The sequence below is a fragment of the Sphingomonas sp. SAFR-052 genome, assembly GCF_051965015.1.
Lineage (GTDB): Bacteria > Pseudomonadota > Alphaproteobacteria > Sphingomonadales > Sphingomonadaceae > Sphingomonas.
Window position 1 is genome coordinate 421,813 of the sequence record NZ_JBQCMO010000001.1, and the last position, 14,065, is coordinate 435,877.

At 66.2% G+C, this 14,065-nt stretch carries 15 protein-coding genes; 3 read left to right on the forward strand and 12 right to left on the reverse strand.

Features of this window, described 5'->3' with window-relative positions; all coding sequences use genetic code 11:
* Positions 1-4 precede the first annotated feature (4 nt).
* Entirely contained in the window at positions 5-616 is a 612-nt protein-coding gene (locus tag ACTHQV_RS01975; RefSeq protein WP_440488101.1) for a phosphatase PAP2 family protein, read from the forward strand.
* Between the two features lie 294 nt (positions 617-910).
* On the opposite strand, the gene ACTHQV_RS01980 is transcribed toward ACTHQV_RS01975, so the two are convergent.
* From ACTHQV_RS01980 to lnt, 3 genes are all read right to left on the reverse strand, one after another.
* On the reverse strand, positions 911-2,017 hold the full coding sequence (locus ACTHQV_RS01980) for a hypothetical protein (RefSeq protein ID WP_440488102.1): 1,107 nt from the start codon (positions 2,015-2,017) through the stop codon (positions 911-913).
* A gap of 101 nt (positions 2,018-2,118) precedes the next feature.
* Positions 2,119-3,330 carry a methionine adenosyltransferase gene (gene metK, locus ACTHQV_RS01985; RefSeq protein WP_440488103.1) on the reverse strand — a complete coding sequence of 404 codons (1,212 nt, stop codon included), beginning with the start codon at positions 3,328-3,330 and terminating at the stop codon, positions 2,119-2,121.
* A 74-nt stretch (positions 3,331-3,404) separates the two neighbouring features.
* The gene (gene lnt / locus ACTHQV_RS01990) at positions 3,405-4,928 is read right to left on the reverse strand and encodes an apolipoprotein N-acyltransferase (RefSeq protein WP_440488104.1); all 1,524 of its coding nucleotides are present in this window, start codon (positions 4,926-4,928) and stop codon (positions 3,405-3,407) included.
* 384 nt (positions 4,929-5,312) lie between these two features.
* On the opposite strand from lnt, the gene ACTHQV_RS01995 reads away from it, so the two are divergent.
* Positions 5,313-5,645 (forward strand): SMR family transporter, encoded by a 333-nt coding sequence (locus ACTHQV_RS01995; protein WP_440488105.1) that lies wholly within the window; start codon positions 5,313-5,315, stop codon positions 5,643-5,645.
* A gap of 24 nt (positions 5,646-5,669) precedes the next feature.
* Positions 5,670-5,972, forward strand: coding sequence for a polyhydroxyalkanoic acid system family protein (locus ACTHQV_RS02000; protein WP_440488106.1), 303 nt, complete (start codon positions 5,670-5,672; stop codon positions 5,970-5,972).
* 131 nt (positions 5,973-6,103) lie between these two features.
* Here the strand turns inward: ACTHQV_RS02000 and ACTHQV_RS02005 are convergent, their stop codons facing one another.
* From ACTHQV_RS02005 to miaB, 9 genes are all read right to left on the reverse strand, one after another.
* The gene (locus ACTHQV_RS02005) at positions 6,104-7,444 is read right to left on the reverse strand and encodes a PQQ-dependent sugar dehydrogenase (RefSeq protein WP_440488107.1); all 1,341 of its coding nucleotides are present in this window, start codon (positions 7,442-7,444) and stop codon (positions 6,104-6,106) included.
* A 249-nt stretch (positions 7,445-7,693) separates the two neighbouring features.
* Complete coding sequence (locus ACTHQV_RS02010) at positions 7,694-8,602, reverse strand: hemolysin family protein (protein WP_440488108.1); 909 nt, start codon at positions 8,600-8,602, stop codon at positions 7,694-7,696.
* Positions 8,603-8,612: 10 nt separating this feature from the next.
* A complete protein-coding gene (ybeY, locus tag ACTHQV_RS02015) occupies positions 8,613-9,125 on the reverse strand; it encodes an rRNA maturation RNase YbeY (RefSeq protein WP_440488109.1) in 513 nt (170 codons plus the stop codon).
* Positions 9,122-9,517 carry a type II toxin-antitoxin system VapC family toxin gene (locus ACTHQV_RS02020; protein ID WP_440488110.1) on the reverse strand — a complete coding sequence of 132 codons (396 nt, stop codon included), beginning with the start codon at positions 9,515-9,517 and terminating at the stop codon, positions 9,122-9,124. Before ACTHQV_RS02020 ends, ybeY begins: the two co-directional genes overlap by 4 nt.
* Positions 9,501-9,773 (reverse strand): type II toxin-antitoxin system VapB family antitoxin, encoded by a 273-nt coding sequence (locus ACTHQV_RS02025; protein WP_440488111.1) that lies wholly within the window; start codon positions 9,771-9,773, stop codon positions 9,501-9,503. The genes ACTHQV_RS02020 and ACTHQV_RS02025 overlap by 17 nt, the downstream gene beginning before the upstream one ends.
* A gap of 51 nt (positions 9,774-9,824) precedes the next feature.
* Complete coding sequence (locus tag ACTHQV_RS02030; protein ID WP_110151408.1) at positions 9,825-10,826, reverse strand: PhoH family protein; 1,002 nt, start codon at positions 10,824-10,826, stop codon at positions 9,825-9,827.
* A gap of 216 nt (positions 10,827-11,042) precedes the next feature.
* Complete coding sequence (locus ACTHQV_RS02035) at positions 11,043-12,101, reverse strand: NAD(P)-dependent alcohol dehydrogenase (RefSeq protein ID WP_440488112.1); 1,059 nt, start codon at positions 12,099-12,101, stop codon at positions 11,043-11,045.
* A gap of 90 nt (positions 12,102-12,191) precedes the next feature.
* On the reverse strand, positions 12,192-12,755 hold the full coding sequence (locus ACTHQV_RS02040) for a hemerythrin domain-containing protein (RefSeq protein ID WP_440488113.1): 564 nt from the start codon (positions 12,753-12,755) through the stop codon (positions 12,192-12,194).
* Positions 12,752-14,062, reverse strand: coding sequence for a tRNA (N6-isopentenyl adenosine(37)-C2)-methylthiotransferase MiaB (gene miaB, locus ACTHQV_RS02045; RefSeq protein WP_440488114.1), 1,311 nt, complete (start codon positions 14,060-14,062; stop codon positions 12,752-12,754). The genes ACTHQV_RS02040 and miaB overlap by 4 nt, the downstream gene beginning before the upstream one ends.
* Positions 14,063-14,065: the final 3 nt, after the last annotated feature.

The window sequence follows — 14,065 nt, forward strand, 5'->3', positions numbered from 1 at the left end:
TTCCGTGTCCGCCGGTGGTTCGGATGCCATGGGCAAGAAACGCGATGCGAAGGAACAGGCGAAGCGGCTGGTCGATGCCGATATCGATGCGGGGCGGGGGCTGGCCCGCGAGCTGCACGATCATCCGGTGGTCAAGGTGGCCGGCTGGCTGAGCGAGGTGGCCGACCAGCCGCCGACGGTCGCGATCAACCTGACCACGATCGCGATCGGGCTGTGGCGGGGCGATGCGCGGCTGACGCGGACCGGCGTCAGGATGCTGGCCGCCCATGGTCTGGCGACGCTGGCCAAATCGGTCATCAAGGCCAATGTCGACCGGGCGCGACCGCATTTGTTCAGCGACCGCGAGGATCACCGGCCCAAGCCCGGCGATACCGATGAGGGGCCGCAGAACTCGTTCCCTTCCGGGCATACTGCCGGGGCGCTGGCGGTGGCGCGGGCGGTGGCGCGGGAATATCCGGGCGCGGCGGGTCCAGCCTATGCCGGCGCGGCGGCGGTGGCGGCGATCCAAGTGCCGCGAGGGACGCATTTTCCGATCGACGTCGCGGTCGGGGCGGTCATCGGACTGGTTGCCGAGGCGGTGGTCGCAAGGGTGCTGCCGGTGCCGGACGGAAGTTGACGAAGGTTGCGCGAATCTTCGTTTGGTCGATGGTTTAGCGCAGGTATCTCAGATGTTTAGGTGGGTGGGGGGTGCTGGAAGTTGACACTTGCGCGCCGGGAGCTTGTCCCGGAAAGGGCCGGCGAGGTTCAGTTCGGTAAAAAGCCATCTGCCGCAGTAGGTTAGCAACCTTCTCGGCAAGCCGGGCAGGTGTCACCTTCGATCGGAACGCTGCAAGGGGACGCGGCGCGTCCGTCCAGCGACGACAGCGGATGCACTATCACGTACCGCACCGTGTAGGAAAGCGACCGGCCCTCAGCGCTTGTCGCCGAGCGCGTTCGGATTGATCGTGATGCGGTTCGTGTCGTTCCCCCAGTTGGGGACGTGCGCCATCGCGGGGCGTCGCAGCGCGTCCATCACCTGCCGGGGGCGGGGCAGCGCCGTGAAGGGCGGGTAGACCAGCACGTTACCGACATCGATCAGGTTCACCGACCAGCCGGGCAGATTGGTCTTGGCAATGCGGCCGGTGGCCGGGTCGGGCTGGACGAGCGCGGCACGACCCGAATCGCTGAACGCCAGCAGATAGGACTCGGCCGACGCATCCTCGCGATAGACGCCGCCGGCCGGCCCGGTCGCGGAATCGCGGCACCAGATAACCGGTTTTGCGGGGACGGCGGCAACACCCGGTTTCGGCTTGTCCTTGAGCGCGCGGCCCACCGCCAGCAATCCGCCGGTCAAGGCGGCGACCGACAGCATCTTCGGATCGCGCTGCACCTTCGCCGTGGTCGGGAATGCCAGCGGCGTCGGGCAATCGGCGACGGGTTTAGCCGCGACGGGGGCGGCGAAATCGGTCGGCCATGTAAGTGCCGTCAGTACCGCCGGCATCCGTGCCGCGATGCCGGTACCGTCGAGCGTCGTGCTACTATAACGGACCTTCACCAGCCATTCGCCGAGCGGGACCATGGCGAGGACGGTGCCGCGATAGGGTGGACGCGAGACCGACCAGCCCGCGATCAAGCCGCTGGCAACGCCCTGTCCCGGCGGGGTGAACGCGGTCGGGGGAAGGATGGGGGTAATCGTGCCGTAAACGTCGCGACGTGCTTCGAGGATGGTGCGGGCGCGGTCGAACCAGACCGGCGCCGCACCGCTGGCCATGCGAAAGACATAGATGGTGACCGCTTCGGACCCACGCTGGTAATTGGCGAAGACGTCGAGTTCCGAACCGCCAATTTGTTCGATCGCCACGCGGCGCATGCCGTCGAGCGAGGCCGGGATGACGAGGCCGCTATGCCGGAAGCGATAGGGTTGATCGGCAGGGGCGGCGATCGTGCTTTTGGTGACCTGCGCTGCGGCAGGCGACGCGCCGCCCAGCGTTAGCGAAGCCAGTCCGATTGCGAACAGCCGCCTGGCAAAACCCTGCATCCTATCCCCCTGACGGGCGGATATGAAAACGGGAGGTCCGCCCCTTTCGGCGAACCTCCCGCAAATTCAACGGCTTGTCTAGCCAATAGGTCCGTATTGGATCAGGCAGCCAAGGCGGCCTTCAGATCGTCGACGAGGTCGGTCTTTTCCCACGGGAACAGATCGCCCTCCGGCTTGCGGCCGAAATGGCCATAGGCGGCAGTCGGCTGGTAGATCGGCTTGTTCAGGCCCAGATGCGTGCGGATGCCGCGCGGGGTCAGGCCGCCGAGCTTGGCGATGCCGGCGATCGCATTCTCGATCGCGTCGTCGCCGACGGTGCCGGTGCCGTGGGTGTCGACATAGAGCGACAGCGGCTTCGACACGCCGATCGCATAGGCGAGCTGGATCGTGCAGCGCTTGGCGAGGCCGGCTGCGACGATGTTCTTCGCCAGATAGCGGGTGATGTAGGCCGCCGAACGATCGACCTTGGTCGGGTCCTTGCCGCTGAACGCGCCGCCGCCATGGGGAGCCGCGCCGCCATAGGTGTCGACGATGATCTTGCGGCCGGTAAGCCCTGCGTCACCGTCCGGGCCGCCGATTTCGAAGCTGCCGGTCGGGTTGATGTGATATTCGGTTGCGTCCGACAGCAGATCGGCCGGGAGCACGTCGGCGACGACCGACTTCACATAATTGTGGAGCTCGGCCTCCTTGTCGCCATTGTCATAGCCCGGCGCATGCTGGGTCGAGACGACGATCGCGGTCGCGGCGACCGGCTTGCCGTTTTCGAAGCGCAGCGTGACCTGGCTCTTGGCATCGGGTTCGAGGAACGGCGCGGCGCCCGAATGGCGGTCGGCGGCCATCTTCGCGAGGATCTTGTGGCTGTAGTCGAGCGTCGCCGGCATCAGGTCGGGCGTTTCGTCGCAGGCGAAACCGAACATGATGCCCTGATCGCCGGCACCTTCGTCCTTGTTGCCCGACGCATCGACGCCCTGCGCGATATGCGCCGACTGCGCATGCAGGTTGTTTTCGAAGCGGAAGCTTTCCCAGTGGAAGCCCGACTGTTCATAGCCGATCTTCTTCACGGTTTCGCGCACGGTGCGCTCGATCTCGGCCTGTGCGCCGTCGGCCCATGCGCCGTTTTCGAACACGCCCTTGCAGCGGATTTCACCGGCGAGCACGACCAGCTGGGTGGTGGTCAGCGTTTCGCAGGCGATGCGCGCTTCGGGGTCTTTCGACAGGAACAGGTCGACGATCGAGTCGGAAATCTGGTCCGCGACCTTGTCGGGATGGCCTTCGGAAACCGATTCCGAGGTGAAGAGATAATTGGAACGCATGGACTTCCTCTGGTTAGAGGGAAAGCGCGCGGCCGTTGCCATGCCGCATATAAAGCTTTCCTTATATGACTGCCCTAGCGCGCGCGGCGGCGGATGGCAATCGCGACGCCGAACAGCAAAACTATCGCCAGCAGCGCCATCCAGTTGCCGACGCGCGCGAACAGGGTGGGGGGATGCGGCGCGGGGATCGGCACCTCGATCGCGCCAGCCTGTGCCATCGGGATCCATGCGACGAGGCCGCCAGTGGCATCGATCACCGCCGAAATGCCGGTCGGGGTCGAGCGCAGGATCGGCAGCCCTTCCTCGGCGGCGCGCAGGCGGGCCTGCGCCAGATGCTGGGGCGGACCCCAGCGGCCGAACCACGCGTCGTTCGACGGATTGAACAGGAGGGCGGGGCGGTGCGCGCGGTCGATGACCTGTCCCGAGAAGATGATCTCGTAGCAGATCTGCATCCCGACCGGGCCGAAGCCGGGCAGCGCCAGCGTCGCCGGGCCGGGGCCGGGGCGGAAGTCGATATCGCCCATCACGAGCCGCGAGAGGCCGAGCGGCTGGAGGATCGAACGCATCGGCAGATACTCGCCGCCGGGAACCAGATGCGCCTTGTCATAGCGGCCGACGATGCGCGTGTCGGGGGTGATGGCGAAGACCGAATTGCCGGCGTCGGTCACCTGTCCGTCGGCCCCGAAGAACAGCGCGGTGCCGCCGACCAGCGCCGCGTCGCTCGGCCCGAGCGTGCTGGCGATGCGGGCGCGCAGCAGCGCGGGCGATTGCTGGTACCATAAGGGCGGATAACCGTCCTCGAGGTAGAAATTGACGGTGCCTTCGGGCCAAACGATCAGGCGCGGGGCGGGGCCGGGGGTGCCGGACAGTTCGATCTGCTTGTCGAGCAGGCGCTGGTCATAGCCTTCGCTGCGGACGACCTCTTGCGGGAAGTTCGGCTGGATGACGCGGACGCGGGGGGTGGTGGCGGTTGCGGGCGGCGTCGCGGCCGTCTGACCGGGAACCAGCATCAGCAGCGCGAGCGCGACGATGACGCCGGCACGGATTTTCGGCCGGGGGAGGAGCAGCAGCGCGCTGGCGACGACGGTCAGACCGGACAGCGCATAGGTGCCGGTATAGGCGGCAAGGGCGCGCAAGGGAGTCGGCACCCAGATGACGGCGATCGGGTTCCACGCATAGCCGGTGAAGACGATCGCGCGGAGATATTCGGTGCCGATCCACGCGGCACCGGCGATCAGGACGAAGCTCAAATCAGGGCGGTCGCTGTGTCGGCCAAGCTTCCACGCGATGCCGCCCGCGAGCATCGGATAGATGGCGAGGTAGAGCGCCAGGCCGACGACCGCGACATAGCCGAGCGCGGGCGGCATCCGGTCCTGAAAGTCGAACGCGTGCTGGATCCAGTTGTTGCCGATGGTGAAATGGGCGACACCGAACAGCCAGGAACGCCACAAGGCCGACTTCAGCGTCGGTGCGCGGTGGACGACCCACAGCCACAGCGCGAACGCGGCCAGCGTGATCGGCCACCATTGGAGCGGCGCGAAGCCGAGGGCCGAGGTCAGGCCGGCGAGCAGGGCGAGAAGGGCAGGCACCCGGCGCATATCCGGCTTGTGGCGGATGGGTGCAAGGGGGTGCGCTTCGCCTATGCGATGCGTTTGCGGAGGACAATGCTTCACCCCTGACTTAATCCGGGGCCATGCAGTCTTGGAGGTAATCTGCGCGATCGACGGAGGAAGCGGGACCCTCGATCAAGTCGAGACCGCTGCGAACGGCCGCTCCACCGTATCCCCGCGAAGGCGGGGATCCAGAGCGACGTTCGCAAAGCTTTGTTTTGCTTGGCCCCTGGACTCCCGCCTGCGCGGGGGTACGGAAGGGTTTCAGGAAAGGCGAAGGTGTTTCGCCGAGGTCTCTATCAAGTCCGGGGTGACGAAGTTGCGAAGGCGGCTACGCTTTCAAGTCAATTGTGGCATCCCTATCTCCAACCCATGAACCCGTATCTTTGGCTCGCCATCGCGATCATCGCCGAAGTGATCGCGACCTCGACGATGCGCGCCACGCACGGGTTCACCCGGATCGGGCCGTCGCTGGTGACGGTGATCGGCTATGCGGTCGCCTTTTACTGCCTGTCGCGGACGCTGGAGAGCGTGCCGACCGGAGTTGCCTATGCGATCTGGTCGGGGGTCGGGATCGTGCTGGTCGCCGGCATCGCGTGGGTCTGGCAGGGGCAGCGGCTGGATGGGCCGGCGATGGTCGGCATGGCGCTCATCATCGCCGGCGTGATCGTGATGAACCTGTTTTCGAACAGCGTGGCGCACTAAGTCGGCGGGCGAAGGAGTTTCCCAATGAACCAACCGGTGACCGTCGATATTCCCCACCAGCTCGGCCGCGCGGGCGTGCGGCAGCGGATCGACAGCGGGATCGACAAGCTGGCCGGCATGATCCCCGGCGGAACGTTGCACGACAAACGCTGGGACGGCGACACGCTGTATTTCACGGTCAGCGGGATGGGGCAGACGGTGCAGGCACGCTGTGAAATGCACGACGCGCATGTTCATGCAGTGCTCGACCTGCCGCCGATGCTCGCGATGTTCGCGAACAAGATCAAGGAGAAGCTGGGTCGCGACGGGCCGGCGCTGTTGAAGTAGCGCCTCGGCTAAGACGGCTCCGGCCCGCTCCCCCACCCGGCCACCCACATCGTATCATGCATGGGTGGCCGGGTGGGGGAGCGGGCCGGAGCCGCTGAACGTGCCGGTGGCACGTCTTCAAATAGCGCGGCTCAGCGCGCCGCGAGCGGCTGGCTGACCCGCCAGATGGTGTTGCCGACATCGTCTGCGACCAGCATCGCGCCGGTGCGGTCGGCGATCACCGCGACCGGGCGGCCATGCACGTCCTTGCCATCGGCGGTCAGGAAGCCGGTGAGCAGGTCGATCGGCTTGGCATTGGCGACGGGGAAGCCATCGGCGGCGAAGGGGACGTAGACGACCTTGTAGCCCGAGGGCGGCACCCGGTTCCACGATCCGTGCAGCCCGATCACCGCGCCGTTGCCGAAGCGTTCGCCCAGCCGCATGTCGGCGGTGAAGGCGAGGCCGAGCGGGGCGACGTGCGCGCCGAGCGCATAGTCGGGACGGGCGACATATTGGCGCAAATCGGGGCGCTGCGGCTGGACGCGGTCGTCGATATATCCGCCCCAGTAGTGCCACGGCCAACCATAGTTGCCGCCGAATTCGACCTTGGTCAGGTAGTCGGGGGGCATGTCCGACCCCAGCATGTCGCGTTCGTTGACGACGGTCCACAGGTCTTTCGTTCGCGGTTCGAACGCCATGCCGTTGGCGTTGCGCAGGCCGGTTGCGTAGATGCGGAACGTCTTCTTCGCCGGATCGACCTGCCAGATCGCGGCACGGTTCTTTTCGATCTCCAGACCGTTTTCGGCGATGTTCGAGGCAGAGCCGACGCTGACGTACAGCGACTTGCCATCGGGATCGGCGACGACGTTGCGTGCCCAGTGATTGCCGCCGCCGGGCAGGTCGACGATCTTTTCCGGTTGGGCGGTGATGCGGGTCTGGCCGAGGCGGAAGGGATAGCGGACCAGCGCGTCGGTATTGGCGACGTAGAGCTGGTCGCCGACCACGACCATACCCGAGGGGGAGTTGAGCCCGGTCAGGAACACCGAGCGCGCCTCCGCCACGCCGTCGCCATTGGCGTCGCGCAGCAGGGTGATGCGGTTGGCGGACGGGGTGCCGGCGCCGGCCTTGTCCATGAACAGGCGCATGAACCAACCGGTGATGCCGCCCCCCTCGCGCGGGGGGCTGTTGCTTTCGGCCACCAGCACGTCGCCATTGGCGAGGCGGTAGAGCCAGCGCGGATGGTCGAGGCCCTTGGCGAAGGGCTGGACCTGCAGGCCGGCAGGCGTGGTCGGGGTCTGGCCGTTCTGCCAGCCGATCGGGTCGGCGACGCGAACGGTCGGGAACCACTGGTCGCGGACCTGGGTCAATTGCGGCGTGCGCCCGGCCACCGCATTCTCGCTCAGCTGTGCCCGATCGGGTCGGGTGAGGTAGAAGGCGAGCCCGGCGATCAGGACCAGCAGCACGAGGCCGAAGCGGATGACGTGTTTGCGCATACGCCATGAATAGGGCGGTGCGGGCGGCGGGGGAAGGGGGAGCGAAAGGGCCGCCGGTCACAAGGGAGACAGCGCCGGCGGCCCGTCGGATCGGTTCGAAGGGGGACTTACGAACCGATCCGGTAGGCTCTGATAGCGACGGCGAGTTGTTTTGTGAAACCGATTGAATCGCGGTCGGTGATCGGTTTTTGCTATGATGTGAACGGCGGTTCGTTCGGGGCGGTCCCCCGCCTTGCGGGCGGGGAGGATTTATTCCTCGATTTGCGGGTGGGGCGGGTGGAGGCGCAGGCGCAGGACGCGGCGGGTGTCGGCGGCGATGATTTCGATCCGCCAGCCCGAGGGATGGTCGAGGCATGCGCCCTGTTTGGGAACTTCGCCGGCCAGGACGAAGGCGAGGCCGCCCAGCGTCTCGACATCCTCGTCGACCTCGCCGAGGCGCGGATCGATCAGTTCGGCGGCGTCCTCCAGTTCGGCACGGGCATCGGCCTCCCAGGCGCCACCGTCGAGCGGCACGAACAGGTCGGTCGGAGCCTCGTCATGCTCGTCCTCGATCTCGCCGACGATCTCCTCGACCAGATCCTCGATGGTGATGAGGCCGTCGGTGCCCGAATATTCGTCGAGCACGATGGCGAGGTGCGTGCGGCTGGCCTGCATCTGCGCGAGCAGGTCGAGCGTGCCCATCGATTGCGGAACGTAGAGCGGCTGGCGCAACAGGCCGATCGCGGTCGGCGGATGTTCCTCGCCCTTGGCCAGAATCGCGAACACGTCCTTCACATGGACCATGCCGACGATCGTATCGAGTTTTTCGCGATAGACCGGCAGGCGGCTGTGGCCGGCTTCGGCGAACAGCTTCACGACGTCGGCGAAGGGGGTGTTCTCCTCCAGCGCGACGATGTCGGCACGGGGCACGCCCATGTCGCCCGCGTCGCGTTCGCCGAAATGGAGGATGTTGCGCAACATCTTCCGCTCGATCGGCGACAAATCCCCCGCGACCGGCGCGTCGTTCTCGTCCTCATGCGCTGCGATCACTTCCTCGATCCGTTCGCGCAGCGTCTCGCTGGCGTCCTCCCCGAAGATCAGCGAGCGCAGCCCCCGCCATATGCCCCCTTCGGAGCTGCTACTGTCGCCGGGCGTGGTGCTGGTCGAAACGTCGGCCATGATGGTCGTGTCAGTCCTCTGTAACCGGATAGGGATCGTGCAGGCCGAGTTCGGCGAGCGTCGAACGCTCGATCGCCTCCATGGCTTCCGCCTCGGCATCATGTTGGTGGTCATGGCCTAGCAAATGCAGGCAACCATGGACAATCAGGTGCGTGGCATGATCGGCCACCGAAATGCCGCGTTCGGCGGCTTCCGCGGCACAGACGCCGTGCGCGAGGACGATATCGCCGAGCAGCACCTCGCCATCGTCGCTGTTCTGGGTAACGGTGTCGAGCAGGTCGGGCTGGATCATCGGGAAGGACAGGACGTTGGTCGGCTTGTCCTTCTGCCGGTACTGGCGGTTGAGCGCCTGCACCTCGTCATCGGAGGTCAGCCGGACCGCGATCTCGATCAGCGCCGGATCGGTCAGCCAGATGCCCTGCGGCGTACGGCCGATCGCGGCGGTCGCGGCACGGGTGGCGAGCGCTTCCCAATCCTGGTCCTGCGGCCAGTCGGCCTCTGCCTGTACGGCGATCTCGATCATCTGAGGTCGGTCCTTGCGAAGTCGTCGCCCTTGTAGAGCAATGTGGCTTTGTTGGTACGGGCGCAGGCATAGGCGAAGCAATCGCCCATGTTGAGTTTGGCGTCGTGGCGGCCCTTGCCGTAGCGGGTGAAGGCTTCGAGCGCGACCTGTGATTCGTCGCTTCCGATGTCGACCCGGCGTAACGCCGCGGCCGTCGCAGTGTCGCGGACTTCCTGTCGGGCGCGTTCGATCGGGTAGCGATAGGAGCGGCACAAGGCGAGTACGGCTTCCCATTCGGTCATCGCAGACCAGAGGGGGTCAGGATCGTCCATCAAACGGACCATCAGTGCTTCGCCGTCCGGTTCGCCTGCGATCATCGCGACCAGCGCCGACGCATCAACGAACAGGGTCAAAATCGTCCTCCTCGCCCGAGAGCCAGTCGTAGAACGCCTTGTCCGCTTTCAGTCCGGTCGGAGGGGGAAGCGGATGTTTCGCGCGATATTCCCGCATCCATTCGCGCAGGTCCTGGCGTCGCGTAGTCTTGTCGAGATCGTCCTCGACCCGGCGGATGGCATCGCGCACGACTTGAGTCTTGCTCGTGCCAAGCCGTTTGGCGACGCGCGCGACCGCCGCGGCAGTAGCCGCATCCTTGATATACAACGACGCCATCACCGGTCTCCAAAAGGATATCCCACAAGCTAAGGCAGGATATCCCTCAACTCAAGCATCCTTGCCCTCATAGGCCTCGACGATACGCCCGACGATCGGGTGGCGGACCACGTCGCCGGCGCCGAAGCGAGCGAAGGCGATGCCCTCGATCCCTTCCAGCCGGCGGGTGGCATCGGCGAGGCCCGATGCCTGCACGCCGCCGGGCAAGTCGGTCTGGTTGGGATCGCCGCACACGACCATGCGGCTGTTCTGTCCGAAGCGGGTCAGGAACATCTTCATCTGCGCGGGCGTCGTGTTCTGCGCCTCGTCGAGGATGACGAAGGCGTCGGCCAGCGTCCGGCCGCGCATGAAGGCGATCGGCGCGATCTCGATCTCGCCCGACAGGATGCGCCGTTCGACTTGCTCGGCAGGCAGGCAGTCGTTTAGTGCATCGTAGAGCGGGCGGAGATAGGGATCGACCTTCTCCTTCATGTCGCCGGGCAGGAAGCCGAGCTTCTCACCGGCCTCGACCGCCGGGCGCGACAGGATCAGGCGCTGGACGCTGCCGGTGATGAGCTGCGCCACGGCTTGCGCGACGGCGATATAGGTCTTGCCGGTACCCGCCGGCCCCAATGCGAAGATGATATCGTTCGACAGCAGCTGGTGCATGTAGCTGGCCTGCGCGACGGTGCGCGGGACGATCGTCTTCTTGCGCGTACGGATCATGATCGACGGCGCGCCCTGGCCGCTTTCGGCGCGGAAGATGCCGTCGAGCGCGGGCTGCGACGACATGGCGATGACCGCGTCGATCAGACCGGGGTCGACCTCCTCGCCGCGGAGGATGCGGCGGTGGAGTTCGGTCAGCACCTCGCGCGCATGGGCCACTGCCTCAGCCGACCCCTCGATCCCGACGCGGTCGCCACGGGCGGTGATGTAGACGCCCAGCCGTTCCTCCAGCGCCAGCAGGTTGGCATCGAATTCGCCGAACAGGCGCGAGAGGAGTTGCGGCTTGTCGAAGCTGAGTTCGGCGCGGGCGCGCTGGCCGGCTACGGCGGGGACGGGCTTGCGGCTCATGCGATCCTTTCGAAAAGCGGCCGAAACGCGAAATGCGTCCGGCCGGTGGCAGCGTAGCGAAGATGGGAGCGGCGCATATCGCCTGAAACGCACGAAGGCGGGCGGTGGGGCCAGGAGCGGCGTGGCAGCATCACGGGCGATAGTGGCAGAGCGGACGGCGTCGCGACAGTGGAAAACGACGGGGGACGCATGGAAGGTCGCGTCCCCCGCTTGCGCCTACTTCAGCGTCGCCATGTCGATGACGAAGCGGTACTTCACGTCGCTCTTCTGCATCCGGTCATAGCCGGTTTCGATCTCGTCCATCGCGATCGTTTCAATGTCCGCCGTCAGGCCGTGCTGGTGGCAGAAGTCGAGCATCTCCTGCGTCTCGGCGATGCCGCCGATCAGCGATCCGGCGAGCGAGCGGCGGCCGAAGACCAGGTTGCCGACCGAAGGCGAGGGATGCGGGGTTTCGGGCACGCCGACCAACGTCATCGTCCCGTCGCGCTTGAGCAGGGCGAGGAACTGGTCGAGGTCGTGGCTGGCGGCGACGGTGTTCAGAATGAAGTCGAAGCTGCCGGCATGTTCGCCCATCGCGTCGGCGTCCTTCGACACGATCAGATCCTTCGCGCCCAGTCGCTTCGCGTCGTCGCGCTTGTTGGGAGAGGTCGAGAAGACATAGACCTCGGCACCCATCGCAGCGGCGATCTTCACGCCCATATGGCCGAGGCCGCCGAGACCCACGATGCCGACCTTCTGGCCCGGTCCGACCTTCCAGTGCTTGAGCGGCGAATAGGTGGTAATGCCGGCGCACAGCAGCGGCGCGACGGCGGCGAGGTCGGCATCGTCATGCTTGATGTGCAGCACGAAATCCTGATCGACGACGATATGATCCGAATAGCCGCCAAAGGTGTGGCCGCCGAGCACGGGATCGGGACCATTGTAAGTACCGACGAAGCCGGTGCCGGTGCAATATTGCTCCTCACCCTCGTGACAGGACGGGCATTCGCCGCAACTGTCGACCATGCAGCCGACGCCGACGGTGTCGCCGACCTCAAACTTCGTCACGTCGCTGCCAACGGCAGTCACCGTGCCGACGATCTCGTGTCCCGGAACACAGGGGTAGAGCGTGCCGGGCCATTCGCCGCGCGCGGTGTGGAGGTCGCTGTGGCAGACGCCGCAATAGCGGATGTCGATCGCGACGTCGGTCGGCTGCGGATCGCGGCGTTCGAACGAGAAGGGGGCGAGCTTGCTGTCGGCCGATTGCGCGGCATAGCCCTGTGCGGGGGTCGTCATGCTGGATTTCCGTTGATGGAGGAGGTCGCCAGCACAATGCAACCGGTTGGCATTCGTTGCTGATACAAAGTATCAACGGATCGATTTTTTTCAGCTGACGCGGCGTTCGCCATGTTCGAGCATCGCCGGGATCACCAGATCCTCTTCGTCGGCGAGGTGGCGGTTCAGCATCGCCAGCAGCGTCTGCGACCGTTGTGCATAGTCGGCGGCGGCGCGATCCACCGCGCCGGACCCCCCGAGCGCGGCCAAAAGTGTGCGAGCACCCGTCACGTTCGCCTCCAACGCGTCGTGAATCGCGTGGTGATCGGCGTCGAGCAGGTCGAAACCGCGCGCCATACGGGGATCGAGCGCGCGAAATTTGGGGAAATAGGCGTGATCCTCGATCTGATGATGGCCGTTCAGATGCTGCAGGAAGCGATTAAGGTCAGGCACGAACCGCCGTTGGAATGCCTGCGCGTCGAGCCTGCCGTCGCGGAAGGCGGTCAGCGACGTTGCGACCGCCGCCGCCTCGGCACGCAGCGTCGCGTGGATGTGCAGCCAGAAATCGGCGAGCTGGCCGAAATTGGCATGCCGGCGCCAGTCGGCTTGCGGATAGGTGGCGCGGAGATAGGCGAGGTCGTCGCCGATCGGCCCGCGCGTCGCGAGGTCGCTCACGCCGCGGCCCGCACCCGCTCCACGCCCGAGAGCGAGACCGCACCGGTCGCGACGATCTCGACCTCGGCCATGTCGCCGATCTTCGCATCGGTCAGGAAATGGACCGATTGCAGCCACGGTGACTTGCCGAGCATCTGGCCGGGGTGGCGGCCTTCGCGTTCGACCAGCACCTGACAGGTCCGGCCGACCGCCCGGTCGTTGAACGCCTTCTGATCGCGCAGCAGCGCCGTCTGCAACCGTTGCAGCCGTTCGTCCATCACGGCGACGGGGACTTCGCCGGCCATGTCGGCGGCGGGCGTGCCGGGGCGGGGCGAGTATTTGAAGCTGAACGCCTGCGCATAGCCGACCGCGTCGACCAGGCGCAGCGTATCCTCGAACTCGGCATCGGTTTCGCCGGGGAAGCCGACGATGAAGTCACCCGACAGTGCGATGTCGGGGCGGGCGGTGCGGACGCGGTCGAGCAGGCGCAGATAGCCGTCGGCGGTGTGGCTGCGGTTCATCGCCTTGAGCACCCGGTCGTTGCCGGCCTGTACCGGCAGGTGCAGGAATGGCATCAGCTTCTCGACGTCGCGGTGCGCGTCGATCAGGCCCTGCGTCATGTCGTTGGGGTGGCTCGTCGTATAGCGAATGCGCTGTAGCGCCGGGATGCGGTCGAGTTCGCGGATCAGCGCGTCGAGACCGCAGCCATCGGCATCGGTCCAGGCGTTGACGTTCTGCCCCAGCAGCGTGATCTCGCGCGCGCCACCGTCCACCAGCGCCTTCGCCTCGTCGACGATGCGCGCGAAGGGGCGGCTGATCTCGGCGCCGCGGGTGTAGGGCACGACGCAATAGGTGCAGAATTTGTCGCACCCCTCTTGCACGGTCAGGAACGCGCTGGGGCCGCTGCGGCGGCGGGTCGGAAGGTGGCCGAATTTGGATTCAGGCGGCATGTCGGTGTCGAGCGCGGGCTTGCCCGCCGCCGCATCGGCGACCAGTTGCGGCAGGTTGTGATAGGCCTGCGGGCCGACGACGACATCGACCTTTGCGCGGCGGACGATCTCCTCGCCCTCCGCCTGCGCGACGCAGCCGGCGATGGCGATCATCGGGTCGGCGCCGTGTTTGCGCAGACGGCCGATGTCCGAATAAACCTTCTCGGTCGCCTTTTCACGGATGTGGCAGGTGTTGAGCACGACCAGATCGGCAGCATTGGCGTCGTCGGTGGCGGTCATGCCCTGCGCCGCCATCAATTCGGCCATGCGCTCGCCGTCATAGACGTTCATCTGGCAGCCGAAGGATTTGACGTGGAAGGTCTTTGGAGCGGTAGTCATCGG

Coding starts and splice junctions, on each gene's coding strand:
- ACTHQV_RS02025 (WP_440488111.1), bottom strand. CDS start 9,773: ATGGCGTCGTTGTATATCAAGGATGCGGCTACTGCCGCGGCGGTCGCG.
- ACTHQV_RS02030 (WP_110151408.1), bottom strand. CDS start 10,826: ATGAGCCGCAAGCCCGTCCCCGCCGTAGCCGGCCAGCGCGCCCGCGCC.
- ACTHQV_RS02010 (WP_440488108.1), bottom strand. CDS start 8,602: ATGGCCGACGTTTCGACCAGCACCACGCCCGGCGACAGTAGCAGCTCC.
- ACTHQV_RS01995 (WP_440488105.1), top strand. CDS start 5,313: ATGAACCCGTATCTTTGGCTCGCCATCGCGATCATCGCCGAAGTGATC.
- ybeY (WP_440488109.1), bottom strand. CDS start 9,125: ATGATCGAGATCGCCGTACAGGCAGAGGCCGACTGGCCGCAGGACCAG.
- ACTHQV_RS02035 (WP_440488112.1), bottom strand. CDS start 12,101: ATGACGACCCCCGCACAGGGCTATGCCGCGCAATCGGCCGACAGCAAG.
- metK (WP_440488103.1), bottom strand. CDS start 3,330: ATGCGTTCCAATTATCTCTTCACCTCGGAATCGGTTTCCGAAGGCCAT.
- miaB (WP_440488114.1), bottom strand. CDS start 14,062: ATGACTACCGCTCCAAAGACCTTCCACGTCAAATCCTTCGGCTGCCAG.
- ACTHQV_RS01980 (WP_440488102.1), bottom strand. CDS start 2,017: ATGCAGGGTTTTGCCAGGCGGCTGTTCGCAATCGGACTGGCTTCGCTA.
- lnt (WP_440488104.1), bottom strand. CDS start 4,928: ATGCGCCGGGTGCCTGCCCTTCTCGCCCTGCTCGCCGGCCTGACCTCG.
- ACTHQV_RS02005 (WP_440488107.1), bottom strand. CDS start 7,444: ATGCGCAAACACGTCATCCGCTTCGGCCTCGTGCTGCTGGTCCTGATC.
- ACTHQV_RS02000 (WP_440488106.1), top strand. CDS start 5,670: ATGAACCAACCGGTGACCGTCGATATTCCCCACCAGCTCGGCCGCGCG.